This window comes from Brachybacterium sp. AOP43-C2-M15, from assembly GCF_052446295.1.
Classification (GTDB): Bacteria; Actinomycetota; Actinomycetes; order Actinomycetales; family Dermabacteraceae; genus Brachybacterium.
In genome coordinates this window covers 20,906-47,157 of the sequence record NZ_JBQSWB010000016.1, presented here as the reverse complement: position 1 = coordinate 47,157, position 26,252 = coordinate 20,906, and the positions used below count along the sequence as shown (strand labels likewise).

The window sequence follows — 26,252 nt, the reverse complement described above, 5'->3', positions numbered from 1 at the left end:
CTCACTCCCTCACCTCGTCCACCGATCGAGCCCGCTCAGGTGGCTCATCACCAGGCAGCAGAGCCTGCACGACCGGCCAGTTCTCACCCGCAGCAGCATCGAGGACTAGCGCCAGCAGCTCCGGGTCAGACCGCCTCAGCGCGTCATACGAGCGCCCGTCAGCCACCCACCGGACCGGCGCAGCCTCGGTCTCCTCGATGACCTCCTCATCCGACTTCTCGCCCACGTCATAACGTGCCTTCAGGCCGCGAGACCAGGTGATCGCCCGCCGGCCCTTGGTGCCTGTGTAGTACTCCACCCATAGCCGGCGGCGCTGGGGGAGGGGCAACGGGTGATCGAAGTCGAGCAGCTCGAACGGCACGAAGTTGTCACCACGGCCCCGCTTCACATCAGCACGAGCAAGCTCCGCCGCCGAATCCCACTTCTCCGTCTTACTGTTCCCCTCGTCTTGCACCTTCGCCAGGTACTTACCGAGCACCTGACCATTCTCATCAACCTGCTGCGCATCCGTCCCATGCTCACGAGTCGGCAACTTCCCGGTCGCCTTATGCGAGAACCGCGCCCAGCGGGTATGGAGTTCATCCCCAAAAGCCGCCACCTCAGTGCCAGATAGCTTGTCATCGGTGAAGAACAGCGCGTGAATGTGCGGATGCCACCCATTCGACCCATAAGTCACTTCGGTGCTGCGGATATAGCCCGAGACCCGGTAGCGATCCCGCGCCCCCTGCTTCGACTTCGAGCCGACCCAGGCGCTTCCCTGCAACAGCTTCCGCCACGACCCCAACACTGCATCCATGCTCTGCTTCAGCGAGTCAGCACGATCATGTCGAATCGTCAGAGTCACGAATAGGATCGACCCACCCGCTGCATGATGAGCCTCCACCGCTTGTGAAATCTCCCGAGCGCGCTCCGCCCGGATCACGGCTGAACACACTGGGCACGCCCACACAGACGAACACCGCTCAGTCCCCGAGAAGTGAGCAAACTGCCCATCCGAGTGCACAGCCACGTTCTCGCCAATCCGCCAACCGCACCGAGCCGGACGAGGCGGACGCACCCAATCCGAATCCAGCACCTCCCCGCTCGCGGTATCCACGAATAGACCATCACCTAGCTCCTCAATGGTCGAAGAGTCCACCGCGTCGGCAATGAGCCACTTCGAGGATCGGGAACGACGACCAAAACGCGACCGACGCAGCCCGTCAGATGTATGCCGTTGACCAGTGGGGAAACTCTGTCCGCGATGTACCAAGGGCGCCGCCTCTGGCGGCGCCTGCGGGCCAGCCGGGCGTGCGGCCTTCGGCCGTTCCGGGCCGGTCCTCAGCGCAGCCGACGTCGGCGCGTGGCCTCCGGCCACAGTGACCCCACCGGAGCCGGGCTGACTTAGAACTGCTTGACGGGTATGATTTACGGACACGAATCCCTCCCAGGGTTCCAACCGCCTCATGGGTCACTACCCCAGGGGCGGTTATTCGTGTCGTGGCCACAATCGGGCCATGCCAGCTCGTCAGATGTAGCTCTGACAACCGGATTTGAGCCTCAACTGACCCGTAGCTCCGTGGTAATCTGGGCACGTATGGGCCCGTCGCTATCTCCGGAGCAGAAGGTCGTAGGTTCGAATCCTGTCGCGGGCACCGAAGAGAATCCCCGGTCAGAGGCTCCAGGAGCCGCTGGCCGGGGATTCCGCCGTCGGGGTGACCTCTCGGTGAGACCTCTGCGGTCGGCCCGCTCAGCTCTGTTCGCCGCGCAGCTCGAGCAGCTGCTGCAGCACCTCGCGCACCGCGTCGGTGTCCGTGATCCGGTGGCCGGCCGCCGTGTCCCCGCCGCCCACCTTGAAGCCGAGGTCGTGCTCGCCCAGCTGGGCGAAGACCGACTCATCGGTCACATCGTCGCCCAGGTAGAGCGAGGCGTCGGCGGCGCTCGCCCGCGCCAGCGCGTCCATGGCGACGCCCTTCGAGGTGCGCACCACGGCGAACTCGACGACCTCCTTGCCCGGGGTCACCGTGACGTCCGGCAGGGTCCGGGCGAACTCCAGGGCGGACTCGGTCGCGTTGATCCCGCCGCGCCCCTTGGCGCTGCGGGTGTGCAGCACCGCCGCCGTCGGCTTGGTCTCGACCTCCGTGCCGGGGTGGGCCCGGGCGATCTTGCGCAGGGTCGCGGTGATCGAGGCGAGCAGCTCCTCCTTCTCGGGCGACATCACCAGAGCGGACTTGTCCAGCACCTCCGCCTGCATCCACGGCGGCAGCGCGCCGACCTCCGCGCCGTGCGAGCCCACCAGCACCACCGAGCTCGGCATCCGGGTGTGGGCGTCGAGGTCCGCGAGCGCGCGGCCCGAGACCAGGGCGACGGCCACGCCCGGCAGCTCCGAGAGCTCGCGCAGCGCGGCGAGCGCGGGAGCATCGGGCTCCACCGCATCGCGGTCCTCGACGATCGGGGCGAGCACCCCGTCGAAGTCCGAGGCGACCAGCAGGCGCGGCACCTCGCTGAAGCTGCGCAGCGCCTCGCGGACCTCGTCGGCATCGCTGGGCCGGTCCCCGGACAGGCGCACCGCGGGGGCGCCCTCGCCCTCGGGCGTTCCCGTGGACTCGAGGTGCTGCAGGAAGTCGTGCGCCCAGCTCTGCACGTCGTGCTCCATCACCTGGTGGCGCAGCGAGCGCATCGCGTCCTCCTGCTCCTCGACGGTCATCGCGAGAGCGCGCAGGATCGCGGCCTTGAGCTCGTCGATGTCGTGGGGGTTCACCAGCACCGCGGCGCGCAGCTCGTCGGCGGCGCCGGCGAACTCGCTGAGCACCAGCACGCCCTGCAGATCGGGGCGGGAGGCCACGTACTCCTTGGCGACCAGGTTCATGCCGTCGCGCAGCGCCGTCACCAGCACCACGTCGGCCGCCATGAACAGGGCGGTCATGTCTCGACGATCGAAGGAGTGGTGCTGGTAGGAGACGGCAGGGCGACCGATCGGGGCATGCTCGCCGTTGATGCGGCCGACGGTCAGCTCGACCTCGTCCCGCAGCTGCCGGTAGGCCTCCACCCGCTCCCGGGAGGGGGTCGCGACCTGGATCATCACCGCGTCGTGCGGATCGATCGAGCCGTCGTTCAGCAGCTCGCCCCAGGCCTTCAGCCGGTGCCGGATCCCCTTGGTGTAGTCCAGACGGTCCACGCCCAGCACGACCTTGTCCGGATCGCCCAGATCGCGGCGCAGCTGCGCCGCGCGCTCCCGGATCTCGGGATCCTCGGTGAGGGCGGAGACGGCGGCCGAGTCGATCGAGATCGGGAAGGTCCTCACCTCCACCTCGCGCACCGGCGCCGCGCCCAGCCCCGGCACCGAGATCGTCATCCCGTCCACGTGGTACCCCAGCAGCTTCCGCACCGCGGAGACGAAGTTCAGCGAGTCGCTCTCGCGCTGGAACCCGACCAGGTCGGAGCCCAGCAGACCCCGCAGGATCGAGTTGCGCTTGGGCAGCTGGGAGAACAGCTCGACGGAGGGGAAGGGGATGTGGTTGAAGAACCCGATCCGCACGTCGCTGCGCTTGTCCCGGATCATCTGCGGGACCAGCTGCAGCTGGTAGTCGTGCACCCAGATCGTCCCTCCGGCGGCGGCGACCGGGGCCGCGGCCTCGGCGAAGCGCCGGTTGGTGGCGAGATAGCTGTCCCACCATGTGCGGTGGAACTCCGGATCCACGATCACGTCGTGGTACAGGGGCCACAGGGTGGCGTTCGAGAATCCCTCGTAATAGCGTTCGACGTCCTCCGCCTCGAGCTTCACGGGATACAGGCTCATGCCGTCGGCGTCGAAGGGCGAGGGAGCCTCGCCGGGCGATCCGGCCCAGCCCACCCAGGCGCCCGAGTCGACGGTGCGCATCACCGATTCCATCGCGGTGACCAGGCCGCCGGGGCTGGTGACCCACTCGGTCGCGCCGTCGGGCAGCGTGCGGGAGTCCACCGGCAGGCGGTTGGCGACCACCACCAGCTCGTGCTCGCGGGAACCGTCCTGGGACGAGGATGCAGTGGGCACCGGATCTCCTTCACGTCGGGGTCAGCTCGGCGGCGTCGGGGAGCCTGCCCCTCGAGGGCGGGGGCGGTGGCCCGCGGCTCCCGCGCCGATACCTCGAGACTATCAAGTGCGATCGCTCACCCCGGTGCCGTCGGATCTCGGCACGGGCACTGAGCAGCACATCTGACCTGCGAGGACGGTCGTCGACCGGGTGGACGGGCGATGCGCGGCCCGACGTTCACGGGCCGGACGGGCCTGCGCCCCGCGCACCGCCCCGCCTACCCTCGGAGGGCGCCGCCGGCGCGACCGCCCGGCACCTGCGCCGGTGCGGCACGGTGCGAGACCAGGAGCACGACATGCGAGCCCACGAGGCCGGAGCACTCCACGGCAACGACGCGGCCCCGACCTGGCTGCCCTACCCCGCCGACGTCAACACCCTGATCGACGGGCTGTGGTCCCGGACCACCGCCCGCAACGCCGAGGGTGCCGTCGAGGTGGGCGGGGTGGACGTGCGCCGCATCGCCGAGGAGGTGGGCACGCCCGCCTTCGTCCTGGACGAGGCCGACTTCCGCCATCGCGCCCGCTCCTTCCGCGACGCGTTCGCCGCGGCCTTCGCGCCCCACGCCGGGGCCGAGGTGTACTACGCCGGCAAGGCCTTCCTGTGCGGCGCGGTGGCCCGCTGGGTCGAGGAGGACGGGCTGGGTCTGGACGTGTGCACCGGGGGCGAGCTCGCCGTGGCGCTGCGCGCCGGCTTCCCGGCCCCGCGCATCGCGCTGCACGGCAACAACAAGTCCGCCGGCGAGATCCGGCGCGCGCTCGAGGCCGGGGTGGGGCGCATCGTCATCGATGCGCTCGACGAGATCCCCCTGGTCGACGAGGTCGCCGCCGACCTCGGCCTGCGCGCCGCCGTCATGCTGCGCGTGACCACCGGCGTGGAGGCGCACACCCACGAGTTCATCGCCACCGCTCACGAGGACCAGAAGTTCGGGCTCTCCCTCACCGGCGGCGACGCGCTCGAGGCGGTGCGCGGCGTGCTCGAGGCCGAGCACCTCGACCTCGTCGGTCTCCACTCCCACATCGGGTCCCAGATCTTCGACACCGGCGGCTTCGAGGTCGCGGCCCGCCGGGTGCTGGGGCTCGTCGCGGACATCCGCGACGAGCTCGGCCACATCGTCGACCAGCTCGACCTCGGCGGCGGCTTCGGCGTCATGTACAACACCCAGCACACCCCGGCCACGCCCGAGGCGCTCGCGAGCGGCATCGCCGAGATCGTCGCGCGCCAGTGCCATGAGCTCGGCATCGACGTGCCGCACCTGTCCTTCGAGCCCGGCCGCGCGATCGCGGGCCCCTCCACCCAGACCCTCTACACCGTCGGCACCGTCAAGGACGTCCGCCTGGGCGGCCCCCATCACCGCGTCTACGTCTCGGTGGACGGCGGCATGAGCGACAACGTGCGCACGGCGCTGTACGACGCCGACTACTCCTGCCTGCTCACCGGTCGCGTCTCCGACGTCGCCCCCGAGGTGGTGCGCGTGGTCGGCAAGCACTGCGAGAGCGGCGACATCGTCGTCAAGGACGAGTACCTCCCCGGCGACGTGCGCCGCGGCGACCTGGTCTCGGTGCCCGTGACCGGCGCCTACTGCTACTCGCTGGCCTCGAACTACAACCACGTCCCGCGCCCCCCGGTGGTCGCGGTCCGCGACGGCGCGATCCGCACCCTGATCCGGCGCGAGACGGAGGAGGACCTGCTCGGCCTGGACCTCGGCTGACGCACTCCGGCGCCCCCGCGTCGCATTCGTTCATGCAGGGTCACACGGTGCCCTCACCCTCGGATACAGTGCGAGGGCCCGCCTCCGCCCGCTTCCTCGGACCATGTGGAAGGACCGCCTCGCACATGTCACAGCAGCACCCCGGCAGCCCGGTGCCCGCCGAGCGCACGGCGCTCACCGACCTGCCCTCCCTCCGCATCGCCGTGCTCGGGGCCGGGACCGTCGGCACCGAGGTCCTGCGCCTGATCTCCCAGCAGGGGGACGAGCTCGCCCACCGGGTGGGGGCGCGGCTCGAGGTGACCGGCGTGGCCGTCCGGGACCTCTCCCGCGACCGCGGGGAGCACGTGCCGGCCCCCCTGCTCACGGAGGACGCCGCCTCCCTGGTCCGCGAGGCGGATCTGGTGATCGAGGTGATGGGCGGCATCGAGCCCGCCCGCACCCTCCTGCTGGACGCGATGGCGCACGGCGCCGGCGTGGTGACGGCCAACAAGGCGCTGCTGGCCCAGGACGGCGTCGCGCTCTACGAGGCGGCCGATGCCCACGGCGTGGACCTCTCCTTCGAGGCCGCCGTCGCCGGGGCGATCCCGCTGGTGCGCCCGGTGCGCGAGTCCCTGGCCGGTGACCGCATCCAGCGCGTGCTCGGGATCGTCAACGGCACCACCAACTACATCCTCGACGCCATGACCCGCACCGGGGCGAGCTTCGAGGACGCGCTCGCCACGGCGCAGGAGCTCGGCTACGCCGAGGCGGACCCGACGGCCGACGTCGAGGGGCACGACGCCGCCGCCAAGGCCTCGATCCTGGCCTCCCTCGCCTTCCACAGCCGGGTGCGCCTGGCCGATGTGCACTGCGAGGGCATCACCGCCGTCTCCGCGCAGGACATCGCCGCGGCCGGTCGCATGGGGCGCACCATCAAGCTGCTCTCGATCGTCGAGCGCATCGAGGAGGAGGGCGGGGAGCGGATCTCCGCCCGCGTGTACCCGGCGCTGATCCCCGAGTCCCACCCGCTGGCCTCCGTCTCCGAGGCGTACAACGCCGTGTTCATCGAGGCCGACGCCGCGGGATCCCTCATGTTCTACGGGCAGGGCGCCGGCGGCGCCCCCACCGCTTCCGCGATCCTCGGCGACGTCGTCTCCGCCGCTCGCGCGCGCGTGCGCGGAGGGTTCGGTCCCCGCGAGTCGCGCTATGCCGAGCTCGAGTCGATCCCGCTCGAGGAGCTGCGCAGCGCCTTCTACGTCTCGCTGACCGTGCAGGACCGCCCCGGCGTTCTCGCCGAGATCGCCGGCACCCTCTCCGGGTACGGCATCTCCATCTCCACCATCCATCAGGAGCTCATCGACCAGGAGGGCGAGGAGGGGGAGCGGGCCCGTGCGCACATCGGGATCAGCACCCACCGCGCGCTGGAGTCCGCGATGACCGCCTCCCTGGACGTCTTCTCCGCCACCGCCACGGTGCTGAGCATCGATTCCGTCCTCCGCATCGAAGGAGAATGACCCATGGCCCATCAGTGGCGCGGCGTCCTCGCCGAGTACCGCGAGCACCTGCCCTTCGCCGAGTCCGACACCCTCCTGACGCTGGGGGAGGGCGGCACACCCCTCGTGCCCGCCCCCGCCCTGTCGCAGATCGTCGGCGCCGAGGTGCACATCAAGGTGGAGGGCATGAACCCCACCGGCTCGTTCAAGGACCGCGGCATGGTCTCGGCCATGACGAAGGCGAAGAACGACGGGGCCACCGCAGTGGTCTGCGCCTCCACGGGCAACACCAGCGCCTCCGCCGCGGCCTACGCCACCGCCGCGGGACTGACCTGCGCGGTGCTGCTGCCGCAGGGCAGGATCGCGGCGGGCAAGCTCGCCCAGGCCGTGGTGCACGGTGCGAAGCTGATCCAGGTCGACGGCAACTTCGACGACTGCCTCGAGATCGCGCGCAAGCTCGATGCGGAGCATCCCATCGAACTCGTGAACTCGGTGAACCCCTACCGCCTGCAGGGGCAGAAGACCGCCGCCTTCGAGGTGAGCGACGCGCTGGGCGGCGCCCCGGACATCCACGTGCTGCCCGTCGGCAACGCGGGGAACATCTCCGCCTACTGGATGGGCTATCGCGAGTACCGCGACGCGGGGGTCACCGACTCCCTGCCGCAGATGTGGGGTTTCCAGGCCGCGGGCGCCGCACCGTTCGTCGCGGGCCACCCGATCAAGGACCCCGAGACGGTCGCGACCGCGATCCGCATCGGCGCCCCCGCCTCCTGGCACCTCGCGATCGAAGCGCGCGACGAGTCCGGGGGCCTCATCGACGCCGTCACCGATCAGCAGATCCTCGATGCGCAGAAGCTGCTGGCGGGCGAGGTCGGGATCTTCGTCGAGCCGGCCTCCGCGGCCGGCGTGGCCGGTCTGCTCCAGCAGGCCGAGCGCGGGGCCGTCCCCGCCGGAGCGACGATCGCGATCACCGTCACGGGCAACGGGCTCAAGGACATCGACACCGCCCTGACCCAGCACGACCTCACCCCCACGGTGGTGCCCGTGGACATCGCGGCGGCGGCGGAGGCCATCGGCCTGTGAGGATCCAGAACACGCGGGTCTCCGTCCAGGTCCCCGCGACCTCCGCGAACCTCGGCCCGGGCTTCGACACCCTCGGCATGGCGCTGGACCTCTGCGACGAGCTGAGCGTCGAGGCGACCACCGGCGCGGTCGAGATCGAGGTCAGCGGCGAGGGCGCGGGCGCCGTGCCCACGGGGGAGGAGCATCTCGTGGTGCGCGCTCTGCGCCGCGGACTCGATCATGCCGGCGCGCCGCAGACGGGTCTGCGTCTGCAGGCCGCCAACCGCATCCCGCACGGCCGGGGCCTCGGCTCGAGCGCCGCGGCCACGGTCGCCGGCCTGCTGCTCGCCCGCGGCATGCTCTCGGACCCCCAGGCGCTGGACGACCGCGCCGTGCTGCAGCTGGCCACCGAGTTCGAGGGACATCCGGACAACGCCGCCCCGGCCCTGCTGGGCGGCGCCGTGCTGTCCTGGATGCAGGGCGGGCGGGCGCGCGCGGCGACGCTGACCCGTGCCGAGGGGGTGCTCGCCCCCGTGGTGCTGCTGCCGCGGGCGACGCTGTCCACCCACCGGGCCCGCGGCCTGCTGTCCGAGCAGGTGCCGCACGGGGACGCGGTCTTCAACGCCGGGCGCGCGGCCCTGCTGGTCCACGCCCTCGCCGGTGCGCCCGAGCTCCTGCTCGAGGCGACCGAGGACCGTCTCCACCAGGAGCAGCGTGCTCCCGGCATGCCCGAGAGCGTCGAGCTGATGCGGGTCCTGCGCCGTGAGGGGCATCCCGCGGTCGTCTCCGGCGCAGGGCCGTCGGTGCTGGTCCTGTCGGGTCGGCGCGGAGAGCTCGCCCCGCTGGTGCGGCGCTTCGTCACCGACCCCTCCGCGTGGCGGATCGCCGAGGTGCCGGTGCGCGAGATCCCTTCGGCCCCTGTGGTAGGTTGAGCCTGCGTCCAGGCGACATCGCACGACGCTGAACCCTGCAGCAGATCCCTGTGGATGCTGTGTGCAGAACTCCGCGTCCCGTTGTGCGCTCTGATCAGCGCCCCGCACGATCCTCACGCACCGTTCGACGTGCCCAGCAGGTCGATGTGCCCCGCAGGATCGAGCGCCGCCGCTGGCGCACCCCGAATCACACCGGCAGGCCCACCGCGGATGCCCTGCATCGTGGGGGAGAACCCTGCTCGGACCAGTCGCTGCAGCACCCGGAGACACGACGTTCCCGGTGCTGTGCGGCACCCAGACCAGAACAGAGCCGGCACTGCCGGCTCGACAGGAAGGAACCCGGGTGAACGACACCACCTCCGGCGCGGATCTCGCGGCGAAGAAGCTCCCCGAGCTGCAGGCCATCGCGGCCGAGCGCGGCATCAAAGGAGCCCGTCGGCTGCGCAAGGGCGAGCTGATCGAGGCGATCCGCGGGGGCGGATCGGTCTCCTCCTCCGACGCATCGTCGGCGGGCGGCGACGCCCCGGCGCGCACCGAGCGTCCCTCGCGCCAGAAGGCCGCTCGCGAGGACGCTCCTGCGCAGGATGCTCCGCAGAGCGCCACCACCGAGCAGCCGGCGCAGCAGTCCGCGCCGTCCGAGGGCGCGCCCGAGGGCCGTTCCCGCTCCCGTTCCCGCTCCCGCAGCGGCGGCGCCTCCGGTGCGCGTCAGGACGAGGCTGCGCCGGACCTGGGCATCGAGCTGCCCGATCGCGGTGGCGAGGCGCAGCAGGACGACGCCGGCCGTCCGGGCGGCGACTCCCGGGAGGGCGACGACTCGCGCGAAGGCGGCGGACGGCAGGAGGGCGGCCGCGGCCAGAACCGCGGCACCCGCGAGAGCCGGAACCGCGACGGACAGAACCGCGACGGACAGAGCCGCGACGGGCAGAACCGCGACGGACAGAACCGCGGGGATCAGGGGCGCGGCGGGGACAAGCGCCGCCGCCTGGAGGACATCGAGCTCCCGGACCGCTCCGGGGAGTCCGACGACGACCGTCAGGGCGGCGACTACGACGATGACCGTCGCGGCCGCTCCCGCAGCCGCAACCGCTCGCGCGATCGCAAGCGTCGAGGCCGTGGGGGCCAGAACGACCAGGGCGGTCAGGGCGGCCAGAACGACCAGGGCGGTCAGCAGCAGGACGATGGCGACGTCCGCGAGGGCGAGGAGCTGATGACCATCGCGGGCATCCTCGACATCCGCGACAACAACGCCTACGTGCGCACCACCGGCTATCTGCCCGGCCCCAGCGACGTGTACGTGACCATGAACCAGGTCAAGCGCGCTGGTCTCCGCAAGGGCGATGCCATCACCGGTCAGGTCAAGGCCCCGCGCGACGGCGAGGACCGCCACGTCGAGCAGCAGCACCACGGCGGCGGCGGTCGCAACCGGCGCGGCAAGGGCGGCGGCGGCAACCAGAACAAGTACGCCGCCCTGGTGCAGGTCGACACCGTCAACGGCATGCCCCAGGACCGTGCCCGGCAGCGGGTCGACTTCAGCAAGCTCACCCCGCTCTACCCGGACGACCGTCTGCGCCTGGAGACGGCGCCCACCGCCATCGCGCCGCGCGTGATCGACCTCGTCTCGCCGATCGGCAAGGGCCAGCGCGGCCTCATCGTCGCGCCCCCGAAGGCCGGCAAGACGATCATCATGCAGCAGATCGCCAACGCGATCACCACCAACAACCCCGAGGTCCACCTCATGGTCGTGCTCGTCGACGAGCGCCCCGAGGAGGTCACGGACATGCAGCGCACGGTGAAGGGCGAGGTCATCGCCTCGACCTTCGACCGTCCCGCCTCGGATCACACCATCGTCGCCGAGCTCGCCATCGAGCGCGCCAAGCGCCTGGTGGAGATGGGCCGGGACGTGGTCGTGCTGCTGGACTCGCTCACCCGGCTGTCCCGTGCGTACAACCTCGCAGCCCCGGCCTCCGGTCGCATCCTCTCCGGTGGCGTCGATGCGTCGGCCCTGTACCCGCCCAAGCGGTTCTTCGGCGCCGCCCGCAACATCGAGCACGGCGGTTCGCTGACGATCCTCGCCTCGGCGCTGGTGGAGACCGGCTCCAAGATGGACGAGGTCATCTTCGAGGAGTTCAAGGGCACCGGCAACATGGAGCTGCGCCTCTCGCGCCACCTCGCGGACAAGCGCATCTTCCCGGCCGTGGACGTCAACGCCTCCGGCACCCGCCGTGAGGAGGCGCTCATGGGCAAGGAGGAGCTGGCCATCATGTGGAAGCTCCGCCGGGTCCTGGGCTCCCTCGAGCAGCAGCAGGCGCTCGAGATGCTCATGGAGCGGGTCAAGAAGACCCAGTCGAACCCCGAGTTCCTGATGACGGTGCAGAAGAACACGCCGAGCGTGTCCGGACGTCCCGCCGACTGACTCCGTGCACCGCACCCGGTGACGGGCCGCTCCGCTCCATCTCTCGATGGGTGGGCGGCCCGTCCGGCTGTCGGACCGGTCTGGTCGCGGATCCTCAGCCCTTGATCGCCCCGGCGGCGATGTTCGCGATGAAGTGTCTCGATCCGATGATGAACACCCCGACCAGCGGGACCACGCTGATCAGTGCTCCCGCCATGACCATCCCGTAGTCCGTGAGGTACAGGGAGTTGAGGTTCTGCAGCGCGGTCTGCAGCGTCTGGCGCTCAGGATTCACCAGCACGATCAGCGGCCACACGTAGTCGTTCCAGGCGGTGATGAACGTGAAGATGCCCAGGAACGCCAGTCCGCCCCGCAGCAGCGGCACACCGACCCTCCAATAGGTGGTGAAGAACCCCGCTCCGTCGATGCGGGCGGACTCGATGAGCTCGTCGGGAATCGATCCCGCCGCCATCTGCCGCAGCAGGAAGATGCCGAAGGCGTTCGCCGCCCCGGGCACGATGAGCGCCTGCAGCGTCCCCACCCAGCCGATCTCGGACATGAGGATGAAGCTCGGCACCAGGGAGAGGCTTCCCGGGACCAGCATCGTGGCGATGAGCAGGACGAACAGGGCCTTCTTTCCCGGGAAGTCGAACTTCGCGAAGGCGAAGGCCGCCAGGGAGTCGAAGAACATCACCAGCACCGCACAGCTTCCCGAGACGATGATGGTGTTCAGCAGCGCCTGCAGCAGGTCGACGCTCTGGACGACGTTCCGCACGTTCTCGACGAAGCTGTTCCCGAAGGTCAGCTTCGGGGGGTACCCGAAGATCTCGGCGGTGGTCGACGTCGACATGACGATCAGCCAGTAGAACGGGAAGATCGACAGCAGGACGCCGATGAGCACGCACAGATGGGTGATGAGCTTCGAGAGCAGCGAGCGTGCCCCGTAGTGCTCCGAGATCGCGCGCTCGGGCGGCCGATCGGCCCGGGAAGCGGTGTCGGGCAGGGGAGGTGCGGTGGTCATCGGCGACCCTCCGTCCGTGCGGTGCGGCGACGTCGAGGCTGGTCGCCGCGTCCGGAGACGAGGCGCCAGTTGATGATGGCGAAGACTGCGGCGATGAGGAACAGTGCCCAGGCGATGGCCGATCCGTAGCCGAAGTCGAACTGGGTGAACGCCTGGTTGTACTGGTAGAGGACGATCGTCATGCCGGCCTCCCCGGCGCCGCCGCTGTCGCCGAGCAGCACCTGGGGTTCGGTGAACAGGCTCAGTCCGCCGATGGTCGACGTGATCACCGTGAACAGGATGATGGGACGCATCAGCGGGATCGTGATCCGGAAGAAGACCTGCACCAGGCTCGCGCCGTCCACCTTCGCGGCGTCGTACAGGTCCGTCGGGATCGACTGCAGACCGGCGAGGTAGATGATCGCGTTGTAGCCGGTGAATCGCCAGATCACCATCGCCGCGATGGTGACCTTGATGCCCCAGCTGCTGGAGAGCCAGGGCACCGCGTCGAGGCCCAGCGCGGTGAGCGCGGAGTTCACCAGGCCGAAGGTGTCGGAGAAGACGGAGCCGAACACGATCGCCATGGCGACCATCGAGGTGACGTTGGGCAGGAAGATCGCGACCCGGTAGAACCGCGTGAACCGGATGTTCTGATGCAGCAGGAACGCGATCACCATCGCGAGGAAGAGCATCGGGACGGTGGAGAGGAACCAGATGATGAACGTGTTCCCGACGGCGTTCCAGAACCGGCCGTCGGAGAGCAGGAACTCGTACTGGGCGAGCCCGACGAAGGAGACGTCGCCCATCCCGTCCCAGTCCGTGAAGGACAGCACGATGGAGAACAGGATCGGGAACAGCCCGAAGACCGCGAAGAGCACGTAGAACGGGGAGATCGCGAGATAGAGGGGCAGCGTCTCGCGCCGCCTGCGCCGGCGACGGGCACGGGGATCACGTGCTGCGGGCCCTGCATGGACGTCGGTGACCGGAGGTGCGGAGGTGGGACCGGTATCGGTCGTGGTCATGAGTCGACCCCCCGCTTGGTGAGCACGCGCTCCGCCTGGTCGAGGGCGTCGTTCCACGCGCGTTCGGGATCCTTGCCGCCGGTCTCGACGTTGGTGATCTCCAAGGTGAAGGAGCCGCCGATGACGGTCTCCCAGGTGCTGATGAAGGAGGTCGGAACCGATTCCGCGGCGGTGGAGAAGAAGTCCAGCGGGTCCTGGTCCCCGTAGAAGCTCCCCGAGTAGCTCAGGTCCGCGAAGGAGTCGGGGGTCGAGGGGAACAGCTGAACGTCCTGATAGGCGAGCGCCTGGTTCTCCGGGGAGGTGACCCAGGTGAGGAAGGCGATCGCTGCCTCGGGGTCCTTGCAGGTGTGGGGGAGTGCGGCGAAGGATCCGCCGTTGTTGCCCGCTCGCACGGGCTGGGACGCCAGCCGCCAGGCGCCGGCGGTGTCCGGGGCGGATTCCTCGAGGATCTGGGTCCACCACGCCGCGCCGATGTGTCCCGCGGTGCGTCCGCTGGACCAGGCCGCGTTCTGATCGGTGGAGCGATCCTGGGGGATCCTGGCGGTGATCCCCGCCTCGATCGCCGCGACCGCGACGTCCCAGGCCTCGCGCACCGCACTGCCCTGCGCGGTGTACAGCGCGTTGTCGTCGCTGTCGAAGTACCGTTCGGGGCTCGAGTTGAGGACGCCCTCGAACACCGTCTGGGCATCGTTCACCATGAACGCCTCCGCGCTCCCCTTGAGCTCGATCCCCAGATCGGTCCAGTCCTTCCAGGTGGTGATCGCGGCGGAGACCTCCTCGGGACTGCTGGGGAGTCCGGCCTGCTCGAACACGTCCTGGCGATAGAAGTAGCCGGTGGGGCCGATGTCCAGGGGGAAGAAGCAGAACCGGCCCGACGGCGTCGACCCGAGGTTCCACTTCCATTCGTAGAAGTCGCCCTTGACGGAGTCCGCGCCGAGCTCGCCGAGGTCGAGGAAGAGGTCCTCGTTGGTGAAGTAGAGGGCGTTGTTGGAGTTGATGTACGTGATGTCGGGGATGTAGGCGTTGCCGGCCAGGCTGGTGCGCAGCTTGGTGTCGAAGCTGGTGCCGATCACATCGGCCCTGAGGTGCCGACCGGTCCCGGGAATCTCCGCCGTGGCCTGCTCCAGGAGCTCGGGACTCGCCGACCGGTCCCAATACCACAGCACGAGCTCGTCGGGATCCTCGGAGATGCTGGCATCGGACCCGCACCCGGCCAGCGCGAGAGGGAGCAGTCCCGCGGCGCCCAGCATCAGGTGGCGGCGAGAGGGCGAGGCGTGCGCCGTTCTCGACAGAAGGCCTGGTCGTGGCGGCGACGGAGGCCTTCCATCGGGGCGTCGGGCGGTCCGAGCGGTCATGCGCACCCTCCTCGTCGAGCGGCGTTCCATGACCCGTGAACGTTCACGGGTGACGCAGATCATGACAGGGTGATGCGGAGTCGTCAACGGCTGCCGGTCCCGTCGAGCGCTCCCGCGGTGATCTCGCCGTGCGCGGCATCGTCGCCGAGACCACGCGCGGAGGAGGCGCCGCGGGAGGCGTGGTGCTTGTGAGCGGGAGACGAACGGGATAGCGTGACTCCTGCCGTGAACGTTCACGGATTCCGTCGGTCCCGACCTGAAGGACGAACCTCCCCATGAGCTCCTCCGCCACGCCGTTCCGCTGGGCCGTCCTCGGTCCCGGCGCGATCGCCCGCCGCTTCGCCTCCCAGCTGCCGGACTCCCAGGACGGCGTGCTGGTCGCCGTGGGCAGCAGCTCCGCGCAGCGCGCGCAGGACTTCGCCGACGAGTTCCCGCTGGACGGCCCCGCGCTGGTGGGGGACTACACGCAGGTCCTCGCCTCGGACCAGGTGGATGCCGTCTACATCTCCACCGTCCACACCGGCCACGCCCGCCTCGCCGCGCAGGCCCTCGACGCGGGCAAGCACGTGCTGTGCGAGAAGCCGCTGACCCCGAACTCCGGGACCTCGATGGCGCTGATCGACCTCGCGGCCCGCTCCGAGGGCGTGCTGCTCGAGGCCTACATGTACCGCTTCCACCCGCAGACCGCACGGGTCCTGGAGCTCGTGGCCGACGGCGCGATCGGCGAGGTCGCGCACGTCGACGCCTCCTTCGCCTTCGACACCGGCGGACGCAGCGGACGCCTCTTCGACACGTCGACCGCCGGGGGCGGCATCCTCGACGTGGGCTGCTACCCGATGTCGCTCGCACGCTTCGTCGCGGGTGCCGCTCAGGAGAAGGCCTTCGCCGATCCGCTCACGGTGCGCGGGAGCGGCACGCTGGGGGAGACCGGTGTCGACGAATGGGCGACCGCTCACCTCACCCTCCCGGGCGGCATCACCGCGAGCCTGCGCACCGGGGTGCGCCTGGCCGATCCGCAGTCCGCGACGATCACGGGCTCGCACGGCGTGATCCGGCTCGCGGATCCGTGGAGTCTCGGTCAGGAGCCCCAGGTCATCGAGCTCGACGTGGTCGGCCAGGAGCCCCAGCGCCTCACGGTCCCGGCCGCCTCGGCCTATGCGCTCGAGGCCGATGCCCTCGCCCGTGCGGCCCGCGAGGGCACCGAGGTCCCGGAGCTGACCGGCGAGAACTCCCTCGGCCAGGCCCGCGCCCTGGACCAGTGGCGCGAGCAGATCGGGCTGCGCTACCCCTTCGAGGCCGATGACACGGACATCCCGACCCTCACCGGCCGCCCCCTGACCGCGGGCGGCGTGCAGACCGGGCCGGCCATGACCTACGGCAGCATCCCCGGCGTCGACAAGCGGGTCTCCCGCCTGGTCATGGGCTGTGACAACCAGATGAACCTGGCGCACGCCTCAGCGATGTTCGACGCCTTCTACGAGATCGGCGGCACCACCTTCGACACCGCCTACATCTACGGCGGCGGCTACATCGAGAAGCTCTTCGGGCAGTGGGTCCGCAACCGCGGGGTGCGGGAGGACATCGTGGTGATCACGAAGGGCGCCCACACCCCCCACTGCGACCCGGAGTCCATCACCCGCCAGCTCGAGGAGTCGCTCGAGCGGCAGGGCACCGACCACGCGGACCTCTACATGATGCATCGCGACAACCCCGAGATCCCCGTCGGGGAGTTCGTCGACGTGATGGACGAGCACCTCCGCGCCGGGCGGATCAGCGCCTACGGCGGCTCCAACTGGACCCCCGCCAGGGTCGACGAGGCCAACGCCTATGCGCGGGCCAACGGCCGCACCGGATTCACCATCCTCTCCAACCACTTCGGCCTCGCCGAAGCGCTGGACGTGCCGTGGGCCGGCTGCGTCCATGCCACGGACCCGGACTCCAAGGCGTGGCTCGAGGAGCGCGGGATCGCCCTGCTGCCCTGGTCCTCCCAGGCCCGGGGCTTCTTCACCGGCCGCGCGCATCCCGAGGACCGCTCGGACGCCGAGCTCGTGCGCTGCTACTACAGCGACGAGAACTTCGAGCGCCTCGCCCGCGCGACGGAGCTCGGCGCAGAGCGGGGCGTGCCCGCCACCGCGATCGCCCTCGCCTTCGTGCTGCACCAGAAGTTCCCGACCTTCGCCCTGTTCGGTCCCCGCAGCATCGGCGAGATGAGGTCCTCGACGCTGGGCCTCGGAATCGAGCTCACCGAGGCCGAGATGGCGTGGCTGGATCTCAGGGCCTCTGCGCGATGAGCACCTCCGCGCGACGGGCGACGATCATCGACGTGGCCGCGCAGGCCGGGGTCTCCCGGCAGACCGTCTCGCGGGCGATGAACGATCTGCCCGGCATCAGCTCCGCGACCCGCGAGAGGGTGCTGGAGGCGGCGCGGCAGCTCAACTATCGTCCCTCCCGCTTCGGCCGCGGACTGGTCGAGCAGGGACCGATCACCCTCGGCCTGGTCGTGGTGGATCTGTCGAACACCTACTTCGCCGAGCTCGGAGCGGCCGTGGTGCGCGCCTGTGCGCAGCACGGCTGGAACGTGGTGCTCGCCGAGGCAGGGAACGCGCCGGACCCGGACCGGGTGGCCGAGGACCTCGCCCGGAGGGTCGATGCGATCGTCGGCTACGACGTGCTCACCGGGGACATCCGCGGTGGGCTCGGCATGCCGGTCGTCCAGCTGGACGGGAGCTCGGACCAGCTGGTCTCCGGCGGTGTCGTCGAGCTCGCGCGCCGCGAGGCCATGGACGACCTCGCCGCGCACCTGCGCGCCTCCGGCACCCGCCGGCCCGTCGTGCTCGACCTCGTCGGCAACGGCTCCTCGGCCCGCAGCCGCGTGCTCACGGAGGCGCTGGCCCCGCTGGTCGAGGACGGGCACGTGCCGGTGCGTGCGGTGGAGGGCCGCACCGGGCATGCGGAGGCGCTCGCCGAGATCCTGGCCGACGGTGCCGATGCGCTCATCGCCTTCAACGACGAGCTCGCCGTGCGCCTGCTGCGCGCCCTGCGCGAGATCGGCGTCGCGGTCCCCGAGCAGGTGCGCCTGGTCGGCGTCGACGGCCTCGAGATCGGCACCCTGGTCACCCCCGAGCTCACCACCCTCGCGATCGACATCGAGGCAGTGGCCCGTGAGACGGTCGAGCTCGTGGCGGGGATGCTCGACGGCTCCGTCCCGCTCACGGGGGAGGGGGCGCACCGCACGGTGCCCTACCGGCTCGAGGTGCGCGCCTCGAGCTGAGCCCGCAATCGCCGCAGCGCGATGTTGCGCACGCCGCACCGGGATCCCTCGCCGGGGACACCGGCGGCGTGGCAGACTGTGACGTCGGTTCTGGTTCACGGCGCCCGCCGGGCGCCGACCCAGCGACCCCGAGCAAGGAGAGACATGAAGGCTGAGATCCACCCCACCTACGTCGAGACCCAGGTGTCCTGCACCTGCGGCAACTCGTTCACCACTCGCAGCACCCAGTCCAGCGGCGCGATCCGCACCGAGGTCTGCTCCGAGTGCCACCCCTTCTACACCGGCAAGCAGAAGATCCTGGACACCGGCGGCCGCGTGGCCCGCTTCCAGGCCCGCTACGGCAAGAAGAGCGCCTGACCCTCTGCCTCCGACGCCGGTGCGCGCCCCAGGGCGTGCACCGGCGTCGTCGCATGTGAGGGTGCGGAGCAGGGTGCGGAGGAGGGAACTGCGATGAGCGAGCACGACGAGCACGACGGGGGAGACCGCCTCGCGCCGCTGCGTCGCGAGCATGCAGACCTGCAGGAGTCGATGGCGGACCCTACGCTGCACGACGACCCGGCCCGCGCGCGCCGGGTGGGGCGGCGCTACGCCGAGCTCGAGGGCGTGCTGGCCGCGGCCGCCCGTCGGGACTCCACCGCCGCGGACCTCGAGACCGCCCGCGAGCTCATCGCGCTCGGCGAGGCCGATGAGGAGCTGGCCGCCGAGGCCGAGCAGCTCGCCGCCCGGCTCGGCGCCGAGCGCGAGCACCTCGAGGACCTGCTGGCGCCGCGCGACCCCGATGATGCCCGCGACGTGATCCTCGAGATCAAGGCAGGTGCGGGCGGCGAGGAGTCCGCCCTCTTCGCCGCAGAGATGCTGCGCATGTACCGGGCCTTCGCCGAGGCCCGGGGCTGGCGCCTCGAGGTGCTCACCTCCGCCGAGTCCGACCTCGGCGGTCTGAAGGACGTCACCGTGGCGATCTCCGCCCGCGCCGCGACCGGCCCCGGCGAGGGCGTGTACGCCCACCTCAAGCACGAGGCCGGGGTGCACCGGGTCCAGCGGGTGCCGGTGACGGAGTCCCAGGGCCGCATCCACACCTCCGCCGTGGGTGTGCTGGTGCTCCCCGAGGCGGACGAGGCGGACGAGTCCGAGGTGCTGGCGGAGGCGATGGCGCCGTCGAACCTGCGCATCGACGTCTTCCGTTCGAGCGGACCGGGCGGGCAGAGCGTGAACACCACCGACTCGGCCGTGCGGATCACGCATCTGCCCACGGGGGTGGTGGTCTCCTGCCAGGACCAGAAGAGCCAGCTGCAGAACCGCGAGCAGGCCCTGCGGATCCTGCGCACGCGACTGCTCGACGCCCGCCGCGCCGAGCAGGAGGCGCAGTCCTCCGCCGCCCGTCGCTCGCAGGTGCGCACCGTGGACCGCAGCGAGCGCATCCGCACCTACAACTTCCCCGAGTCCCGCGTCGCCGATCACCGCACCGGGTACAAGGCCGGCAACCTCGCCCAGGTGCTCGCCGGCGATCTCGAGGAGCTCATCGCCTCCTCTCGGGACGTCGAGCGCGCGGCGCGCCTCGCCGACGCCGAGGCCGGGACCGCGCAGGAGGGCTCCTGATGGACGTCCCCGAGGTCCGTGTCCGGCTGCGGGAGTCTCTCGCCGCGACCACGCGCCGACTGGGGGAGGCCGGGGTGGCCTCCCCGAGCGTCGACGCCCGGGCCCTGATCGCCCGCGCCGCAGGGACCGAGGGCCCGCTGGTGATGCTCGACGACCTGCCTGCGCAGTTCGGGGCGCGGCTCGAGGAGCTCACGGTCCGGCGCGAACGCCACGAGCCGCTCCAGCTGATCCTCGGCCGGGCGCCGTTCCGCCGGCTCGAGCTGAGGATCCGTCCCGGCGTCTTCATCCCGCGCCCCGAGACCGAGCTGGCGCTGGACCTCCTGCGCGAGCGCTCGGAGGGGCCGCTCGCGAGCGTGGTCGATCTCTGCGCGGGCTCCGGCGCCCTGGGGGCCTCCGTGCTCGACGAGATCCCCGACGCCCGGGTGCTCGCCGTCGAGATCGACGCGGACGCCGCCGCGCTGACCGCGGAGAACCTCGAGCTCGCCGGGCGCGGTCGCGGCCGGGTGCTGCAGGCGGACCTGCGCGGCGAGGTGCCCGACCTGGCCGCCGCCGCCCCGGTGGACGCGATCCTCTCGAACCCTCCCTACATCCCCCTCGACGCCCGACCCCGGGAGCTCGAGGTGATCGAGCACGATCCGCACCGCGCCCTCTTCGGCGGCGGCGCCGACGGCCTCGAGGTCCCGCGCGCGGTCATCGCCTGGGCGGCGGTGCTGCTGCGGCCCGGGGGAGTGCTGATCATGGAGCACGCGGACGTCCAGGGCGCGGCGACCCGCGGTGCCGCGGCCGAGCACGGAGGCTTCGACCGGATCGAGACCGCCCCCGACCTCACCGGACGCGACCGCTTCCTGCTCGCGCGCCGAGTCCCGGGAGCACCCGCCCACGGAGATGAGAGACTGTCCCGGTGACCGTGCACGACACCCAGAACCCTGAGACCCGCGAGGACGCCCTCGCCGCCGCCGTCGACGCCGTGAGGGGCGGTCGACTGATCGTCCTGCCGACGGACACCGTCTACGGCATCGGTGCGGACGCCTTCACCCCGGACGCCGTCCAGGCGCTGCTCGAGGCGAAGGGGCGCGGCCGCGACACCCCGCCGCCCGTGCTGATCGGCGACCATGCGGTGCTGCTGGCGCTGGCCACGGACGTCCCGGACTACGTCGAGGACCTCACCGACGAGCTCTGGCCGGGCGCGCTCACCCTGATCCTCACCGCGCAGCCGTCCCTGACCTGGGACCTGGGGGAGACCCGCGGCACCGTCGCGCTGCGCATGCCCGACGACGAGGTCGCCCTCGAGCTGCTGCGCAGCACCGGCCCGCTGGCCGTCTCGAGCGCCAATCGCCACGCCCGCCCCGCAGCGCTGAGCGTGCTGGACGCCGCGACCCAGCTCGGCGACTCCGTCGAGATCTACCTCGACGGGGGACCGGCCCCCCTCGGGGAGAGCTCCACGATCCTGGACACCACGGTCACCCCGGCGGAGATCGTCCGGGAGGGCGCCATCTCCAAGGAGCGGATCATCGAGGTGGTGGGCGACATCTTCACCGCGCCCGAACCCGAGCCCGCCGAGGAGGACGACGAGTCCGCGGCCGACAGCGATACCGCCGACGACAGCACGGCCGGTGACGGCACGGCCGACGACAGCACGGATGACGGCAGCACGGCCGACGACAGCGCCGCCGGGGACACGGCAGTCGACGTCCGCAGCCCGGCCGACGACAGCGTCACCGACGGCACCGCCGAGGTCGCCGCCGCCGGAGGGGAGGGCGCGCACCTGCCCACCGCCCCGGACACCACGCAGGACTCGGCCCCGGAGCCCACGGCGACGCCCGCCGCGGAGGATCCGGCGGCGACCGCGCCCGTGCTCGATCTGCCCTCCGAGCCCGACACCACCGTGCCGCTCGAGCAGGCCCCGCCCGCCGAGACCCCGCTGGAGGGTCTCGGCGACGGCTCGGGGGCCTCCGCCGACGCGGGGGACGCCGCCGAGCGCTCGGAGAGCTCGCCCGGGTGAGGATCTACCTGTTCCTGCTGCTGCTCGCCGCGGCGATCGCCTATCTGGTGACCCCGGCCGTGCGGCTGCTGGCCCGGCGCGCCGGGGCGATGACGGCGGTGCGCGACCGCGACGTGCACGACGCGGTGACCCCGCGCCTCGGGGGGCTGGCGATGCTCGCCGCCGTCGTGGCCACGATGCTGGTGGCCAGCAACATCCCGTTCCTCGAGGGGCTGTTCCGCGACTCCCGGCAGCCCTGGGCGATCCTCGCCGCCGGGGCGCTGGTCTGCCTGCTCGGCGCCGCCGACGACAAATGGGACCTGGACTGGGTGACCAAGCTCGCCGGCCAGGTCCTCGCCGCCGTGCTGCTCGCCTGGCAGGGGGTGAGCCTGGTGACCCTGCCGATCAACGGCGTCACCGTCCTCTCGGGCCGCACCGCGCTGATCCTCACCGTGCTCGTGGTGGTCGTCGCCATGAACGCGGTGAACTTCGTGGACGGCCTGGACGGACTCGCGGCCGGCGTCATGGCCATCGGCGGGTCCGCCTTCTTCGCCTACGCCTACACCCTGACCCGCAGCTCCTCGGTCACCGACTACTCCTCGCTGGCCGCGCTGCTCACGGCGGTGATGATCGGGGCCTGTCTGGGCTTCCTGCCGCACAACCTCACGCGCGCCCGCATCTTCATGGGCGACTCCGGCTCGATGCTGCTGGGCCTGCTGCTCGCCGCGAGCACCATCGCCGTGACCGGGCAGGTCGATCCCGGGCGGCTCTCGGGTGCGGACTTCTTCGGGCAGTTCCTGCCGATCCTGCTGCCCATCGGCGTGATGGTGATCCCGATCCTGGACTTCGGCCTCGCCGTGGTGCGGCGCATCGGCGCGGGCAAGTCGCCGTTCCACGCCGACAAGGCCCATCTCCATCACCGTCTGCTCAGCCTCGGCCACAGCAAGCTCACCGCCGTGCTGATCATGTACACGTGGACGGTCGTGATCTCGGTGGGGCTCCTGCTGCCGATCGTGGCCGAGGTGCGCACCGTCGTGATCTTCTGGGTCATCGGACTGCTGTTCGCCGCCCTGCTCACCTTCGACCCCCTCAGATGGCGCACCAGCCGCCACCGGAAGGACTCCGATGTCCCCTCAGCCTGAGCCGTCCTCGACCCCGGAGGCCAGCGACCCGGCCCGCACGGCGCGGACACCGCGGGCCGCGGGCGACCTCGCGATGCAGCGCGCCACCCTGGTCGCGCTCGTCGTCGGCCTGGTGCTCGACGCCGTCGTGATCGCCGTGGCCGCGACCCGCGACGATCCCGCCGCCCTCGCGGGGGCGCTGGTCGGCACCGGACTGACCCTCGTGATCGTCCTGCCGACGGTGGTCATCACCTTCCTCGGCAGGCGGCTCACCCCCATCTCGATGGCGGCGACGGTGCTCGGCAGCTGGGCGGGCAAGATGCTGATTGTGATCCTCGTCCTGCTCGCGGTCCGAGACCTCGACGGGGTCTCCGCCCGCTGGATCGGTCTCGCATTGCTGGTCGGCGCGGTCTCGGCGGTCCTGATCGAGGGCCTGCTGTTCGCGCGCGCCCGCCGACCGCTCGACGTGGAGCCCGTCGACGACCCCGAGGAGGGCCCGGGAGCCCGAGCGCGTCCATGACTCTCTGTTATGCTTCCCAAGGCGCTCGACCGCTGATCACGGCCAAGAACCGTGAACGCGACGAGAGCTGATCGACCACCCGGGAACGCCATGGCGACGTCCACAGTCGTACGCACGGTGGCCGCTCCGCGAGTGGACTCGATCTGGCATGACCATCCAGGCCGTCCCCGACGGTCGCACGCACCTGGGAGATCGAGCTGAACACCGCAGACCTCAGTCCGCCACTGTACGCAGAGGACGACTCGTTCTTCCACATCCCCACGCTGGGCGAGTTCTTCCCCGAGGCGCTGCTCTTCGAGGGCACGATCTTCGAGTTCAACCGCGTCCAGCTGGTGCGGCTCCTCGTGATCGCCGTCGTGCTGATCTTCATGTGCATCGTCGCCTCCCGCGCCAAGCTGGTCCCGGGCCGCGTCCAGAGCGTCGTGGAGGTGATGATCGACTTCGTCAAGAACAACATCATCGCGAACACGCTCGGCCTCAAGGAGGGCGCGCGGTTCGCCCCGATGCTGATCACGATGTTCTTCTTCATCCTCACGATGAACCTCGCGGGCGTCGTGCCCGGGCTGAACCTGGCCGGCACCTCCGTGATCGGGCTGCCGCTGCTGCTGGCCCTGTGGACCTTCGTCACCTACGTCGGCGCAGGCATCAAGAAGCACGGCTTCCTCGGCTACCTCAAGTCCGAGACGATGCCGCCCGGGATCCCGTGGCCGATCTACATCCTGCTGATCCCGATCGAGCTGCTGCAGGTCGTCGTGATCCGGTGGGCCTCGCTGACGATCCGACTCCTCGCGAACATGGTCGCGGGCCACATGATGATCGTCGTGTTCATCGGCATGACCCACGCGCTGCTGTTCTCCGGCGACTGGCTGATCGCGATCAGCCCCTTCGCCGGCGCGATGGCTATCGGCATCTACGGATTCGAGATCTTCGTCGCCGCGCTGCAGGCCTTCATCTTCACGATGCTGACCGCCGTGTACATCCAGCTCGCCACCTCCGACGAGCACTGACCTCCGCCGCGGCGGAGGGCCCCGGGTCTCCGCCGAGCGGTTCCCCGACCATGCAGACCGTTACCTGCCCGACCCAGACCTGATCGTCGCCCCGACGCGGCACAACGAAAGGAAACACCCATGGAGCCCACGATCCTCGCCGAGGTGACCGGAAACATCGCGACCCTCGGCTACGGCCTCGCCGCCATCGGCCCGGGCATCGGCCTCGGCATCCTGGTCGGCAAGACCGCTGAGGCTCAGGCCCGCCAGCCCGAGATGCGCTCGCAGCTGCAGACCACCATGCTGATCGGTGTCGCGTTCACCGAGATCCTCGCGCTGCTGGCGATCGTCACCGGCCTGATCTTCTGAGGCCGGAGTCCATGATTCTGGCAGAAGGAGCAGACACCGTCCCCGGCTGGCGGCTGCTGATCCCGCTCCCTGAGGAGATCGTCTGGTCGGCGATCTTCCTGCTGATCTTCGCGCTCGTCTTCATCAAGTTCGTGCTGCCGCGCATGAACGCCGTGCTCGACGAGCGCAGCGAGAAGATCGAGGGCGGCATCCGCAACGCGGAGAAGGTCCAGGAGCAGGTCGACCAGCTGAAGTCCGATCAGGAGCAGGAGCTCGCCGCCGCCCGTCAGGAAGCGGCAGCGATCCGCGAGAAGGCCCGCGTCGATGGCCAGAAGATCATCGACGAGGCCCGTTCCCGCGCCGAGTCGGAGAACGAGCGCGTTCTCGCCTCCGGCCGCCAGCAGCTGAGCGCCGAGCGGATCGCCGCCTCGACCGAGCTGCGCGGAGAGGTCGGGACGCTCGCGAGCGATCTCGCCTCGAAGATCGTCGGCGAGTCCCTCACCGACGACGAGCGCTCCCGACGAGTGATCGACCGGTTCCTGGACGACCTCGAGTCGAGCCAGACCACCACCCGATAAGGAACCGTGATGCGAGGAACCTCCTCCACCTCCTTCGGTGAGGTGCTCCGGCAGGCCGAGTCCGCTTTCGCCGCGGACCCCGGCTCGCTGGAGACCTGCGCCCAGGAGCTGTTCTCGGTGGCGGACGCCATCGACTCCAGCAACCAGCTCGTCCGCGTCCTCTCCGACCCCGGCCGCCCCGCCGAGGTCAAGGAGGCCGCAGTGCGCTCGCTGTTCGGCGACCGGGTGAGCCCGCAGACCCTCGGCAGCGCGCTCGAGGTGGCCCGTCACCGGTGGTCCGAGCAGGAGGACATCCTCGATGCCCTCGAACTCCTCGGCGTCTCGGCGCTGCTGGACCTCGCCCACTCCGAGGGGGCGCTGGAGCAGGTCGAGGGGGAGCTCTTCGAGATCTCCCGGCTGATCGATGCCAGCGGTGATCTCACCGCGGCCCTCGACGGTCTGCGGGACGAGCCCTCCGAGCGCTCCGCGCTGCTGCGCAGGATGCTGGACGGACGCGCGCACCGTCTCGCCGTCGCTCTCGCCTCCCGCGCGGTGGGGCGTCGCACCGAGCTCAAGCCCGCCCGCCGGGTCGAGGAGCTCGCCCGGTTCGCCTCGGAGCGTCGCCGTCGGGCCTTCGCGGAGGTCTCCAGCGCCGTCCCGCTGAACGATGCGCAGCAGTCCCGCCTCTCGGCGGTGCTGTCCGGCATCTACGGCCGCGAGATCCAGGTGAACCTCCAGATCGATCCCGATGTCGTGGGTGGTCTCCGGATCCAGGTCGGCGACGACCTCTACGACGCCACCGTGCTGGCCCGGCTCTCCCGAGCCCGGTCGAAGCTCGTGGCCTGACTCAGACCCGACGCCCCGGCGTCCCCAGCAT

General features: G+C 70.8%; 22 protein-coding genes. 17 read left to right on the top strand and 5 right to left on the bottom strand.

The window, feature by feature from the left end; translation table 11 throughout:
* Nucleotide 1 precedes the first annotated feature (1 nt).
* On the bottom strand, nucleotides 2-1,447 hold the full coding sequence (locus tag ACT3SP_RS15620; RefSeq protein WP_444588229.1) for a protein rep: 1,446 nt from the start codon (nucleotides 1,445-1,447) through the stop codon (nucleotides 2-4).
* Nucleotides 1,448-1,729: 282 nt separating this feature from the next.
* Nucleotides 1,730-4,012: a bifunctional alpha,alpha-trehalose-phosphate synthase (UDP-forming)/trehalose-phosphatase gene (locus tag ACT3SP_RS15615; RefSeq protein ID WP_444588228.1), complete on the bottom strand. Its 2,283-nt coding sequence runs from the start codon at nucleotides 4,010-4,012 to the stop codon at nucleotides 1,730-1,732.
* Between the two features lie 335 nt (nucleotides 4,013-4,347).
* Between ACT3SP_RS15615 and lysA the strand changes: the two genes are divergently transcribed.
* The 5 genes from lysA to rho all read left to right on the top strand — a co-directional run bounded on the left by lysA (nucleotide 4,348) and on the right by rho (nucleotide 11,639).
* Nucleotides 4,348-5,760, top strand: a complete 1,413-nt coding sequence (lysA, locus tag ACT3SP_RS15610; protein WP_444588227.1) for a diaminopimelate decarboxylase — start codon at nucleotides 4,348-4,350, stop codon at nucleotides 5,758-5,760.
* Between the two features lie 125 nt (nucleotides 5,761-5,885).
* The gene (locus ACT3SP_RS15605) at nucleotides 5,886-7,253 is read left to right on the top strand and encodes a homoserine dehydrogenase (protein ID WP_444588226.1); all 1,368 of its coding nucleotides are present in this window, start codon (nucleotides 5,886-5,888) and stop codon (nucleotides 7,251-7,253) included.
* 3 nt (nucleotides 7,254-7,256) lie between these two features.
* On the top strand, nucleotides 7,257-8,315 hold the full coding sequence (gene thrC / locus ACT3SP_RS15600) for a threonine synthase (protein ID WP_444588225.1): 1,059 nt from the start codon (nucleotides 7,257-7,259) through the stop codon (nucleotides 8,313-8,315).
* Nucleotides 8,312-9,226 carry a homoserine kinase gene (gene thrB / locus ACT3SP_RS15595; RefSeq protein ID WP_444588224.1) on the top strand — a complete coding sequence of 305 codons (915 nt, stop codon included), beginning with the start codon at nucleotides 8,312-8,314 and terminating at the stop codon, nucleotides 9,224-9,226. Before thrC ends, thrB begins: the two co-directional genes overlap by 4 nt.
* 343 nt (nucleotides 9,227-9,569) lie before the next feature.
* On the top strand, nucleotides 9,570-11,639 hold the full coding sequence (rho, locus tag ACT3SP_RS15590; RefSeq protein ID WP_444588223.1) for a transcription termination factor Rho: 2,070 nt from the start codon (nucleotides 9,570-9,572) through the stop codon (nucleotides 11,637-11,639).
* 94 nt (nucleotides 11,640-11,733) lie between these two features.
* On the opposite strand, the gene ACT3SP_RS15585 is transcribed toward rho, so the two are convergent.
* From ACT3SP_RS15585 to ACT3SP_RS15575, 3 genes are read right to left on the bottom strand one after another with little or no spacing between them, the layout of a single operon-like run.
* Nucleotides 11,734-12,639 carry a carbohydrate ABC transporter permease gene (locus tag ACT3SP_RS15585; protein WP_444588222.1) on the bottom strand — a complete coding sequence of 302 codons (906 nt, stop codon included), beginning with the start codon at nucleotides 12,637-12,639 and terminating at the stop codon, nucleotides 11,734-11,736.
* The gene (locus ACT3SP_RS15580) at nucleotides 12,636-13,640 is read right to left on the bottom strand and encodes a carbohydrate ABC transporter permease (protein ID WP_444588221.1); all 1,005 of its coding nucleotides are present in this window, start codon (nucleotides 13,638-13,640) and stop codon (nucleotides 12,636-12,638) included. Before ACT3SP_RS15580 ends, ACT3SP_RS15585 begins: the two co-directional genes overlap by 4 nt.
* On the bottom strand, nucleotides 13,637-14,890 hold the full coding sequence (locus tag ACT3SP_RS15575; protein WP_444588220.1) for an ABC transporter substrate-binding protein: 1,254 nt from the start codon (nucleotides 14,888-14,890) through the stop codon (nucleotides 13,637-13,639). The genes ACT3SP_RS15580 and ACT3SP_RS15575 overlap by 4 nt, the downstream gene beginning before the upstream one ends.
* A gap of 380 nt (nucleotides 14,891-15,270) precedes the next feature.
* Here ACT3SP_RS15575 and ACT3SP_RS15570 point away from each other — a divergent pair, with 380 nt between their 5' ends.
* The 12 genes from ACT3SP_RS15570 (at nucleotide 15,271) to ACT3SP_RS15515 (ending at nucleotide 26,221) form a co-directional block, all read left to right on the top strand.
* A complete protein-coding gene (locus ACT3SP_RS15570; protein ID WP_444588219.1) occupies nucleotides 15,271-17,286 on the top strand; it encodes an aldo/keto reductase in 2,016 nt (671 codons plus the stop codon).
* Nucleotides 17,283-18,266 (top strand): LacI family DNA-binding transcriptional regulator, encoded by a 984-nt coding sequence (locus ACT3SP_RS15565; protein WP_444588218.1) that lies wholly within the window; start codon nucleotides 17,283-17,285, stop codon nucleotides 18,264-18,266. Before ACT3SP_RS15570 ends, ACT3SP_RS15565 begins: the two co-directional genes overlap by 4 nt.
* A 144-nt stretch (nucleotides 18,267-18,410) precedes the next feature.
* Entirely contained in the window at nucleotides 18,411-18,623 is a 213-nt protein-coding gene (gene rpmE / locus ACT3SP_RS15560; RefSeq protein ID WP_444588217.1) for a 50S ribosomal protein L31, read from the top strand.
* A gap of 93 nt (nucleotides 18,624-18,716) precedes the next feature.
* Entirely contained in the window at nucleotides 18,717-19,862 is a 1,146-nt protein-coding gene (gene prfA / locus ACT3SP_RS15555; protein ID WP_444588216.1) for a peptide chain release factor 1, read from the top strand.
* Nucleotides 19,862-20,767, top strand: a complete 906-nt coding sequence (locus tag ACT3SP_RS15550; protein ID WP_444588215.1) for a N5-glutamine methyltransferase family protein — start codon at nucleotides 19,862-19,864, stop codon at nucleotides 20,765-20,767. Before prfA ends, ACT3SP_RS15550 begins: the two co-directional genes overlap by 1 nt.
* Nucleotides 20,764-21,864, top strand: coding sequence for an L-threonylcarbamoyladenylate synthase (locus tag ACT3SP_RS15545; protein WP_444588214.1), 1,101 nt, complete (start codon nucleotides 20,764-20,766; stop codon nucleotides 21,862-21,864). The genes ACT3SP_RS15550 and ACT3SP_RS15545 overlap by 4 nt, the downstream gene beginning before the upstream one ends.
* Nucleotides 21,861-22,985 (top strand): MraY family glycosyltransferase, encoded by a 1,125-nt coding sequence (locus ACT3SP_RS15540; RefSeq protein ID WP_444588213.1) that lies wholly within the window; start codon nucleotides 21,861-21,863, stop codon nucleotides 22,983-22,985. Before ACT3SP_RS15545 ends, ACT3SP_RS15540 begins: the two co-directional genes overlap by 4 nt.
* Complete coding sequence (locus ACT3SP_RS15535) at nucleotides 22,969-23,484, top strand: hypothetical protein (RefSeq protein ID WP_444588212.1); 516 nt, start codon at nucleotides 22,969-22,971, stop codon at nucleotides 23,482-23,484. Before ACT3SP_RS15540 ends, ACT3SP_RS15535 begins: the two co-directional genes overlap by 17 nt.
* Before the next feature lie 191 nt (nucleotides 23,485-23,675).
* On the top strand, nucleotides 23,676-24,491 hold the full coding sequence (gene atpB / locus ACT3SP_RS15530; RefSeq protein WP_444588248.1) for a F0F1 ATP synthase subunit A: 816 nt from the start codon (nucleotides 23,676-23,678) through the stop codon (nucleotides 24,489-24,491).
* 120 nt (nucleotides 24,492-24,611) lie between these two features.
* Complete coding sequence (atpE, locus tag ACT3SP_RS15525) at nucleotides 24,612-24,839, top strand: ATP synthase F0 subunit C (protein ID WP_184324624.1); 228 nt, start codon at nucleotides 24,612-24,614, stop codon at nucleotides 24,837-24,839.
* Nucleotides 24,840-24,850: 11 nt separating this feature from the next.
* Entirely contained in the window at nucleotides 24,851-25,396 is a 546-nt protein-coding gene (locus ACT3SP_RS15520; protein WP_444588211.1) for a F0F1 ATP synthase subunit B, read from the top strand.
* 9 nt (nucleotides 25,397-25,405) lie between these two features.
* Nucleotides 25,406-26,221 (top strand): F0F1 ATP synthase subunit delta, encoded by an 816-nt coding sequence (locus tag ACT3SP_RS15515; protein ID WP_444588210.1) that lies wholly within the window; start codon nucleotides 25,406-25,408, stop codon nucleotides 26,219-26,221.
* The last annotated feature ends 31 nt before the right edge of the window (nucleotides 26,222-26,252 follow it).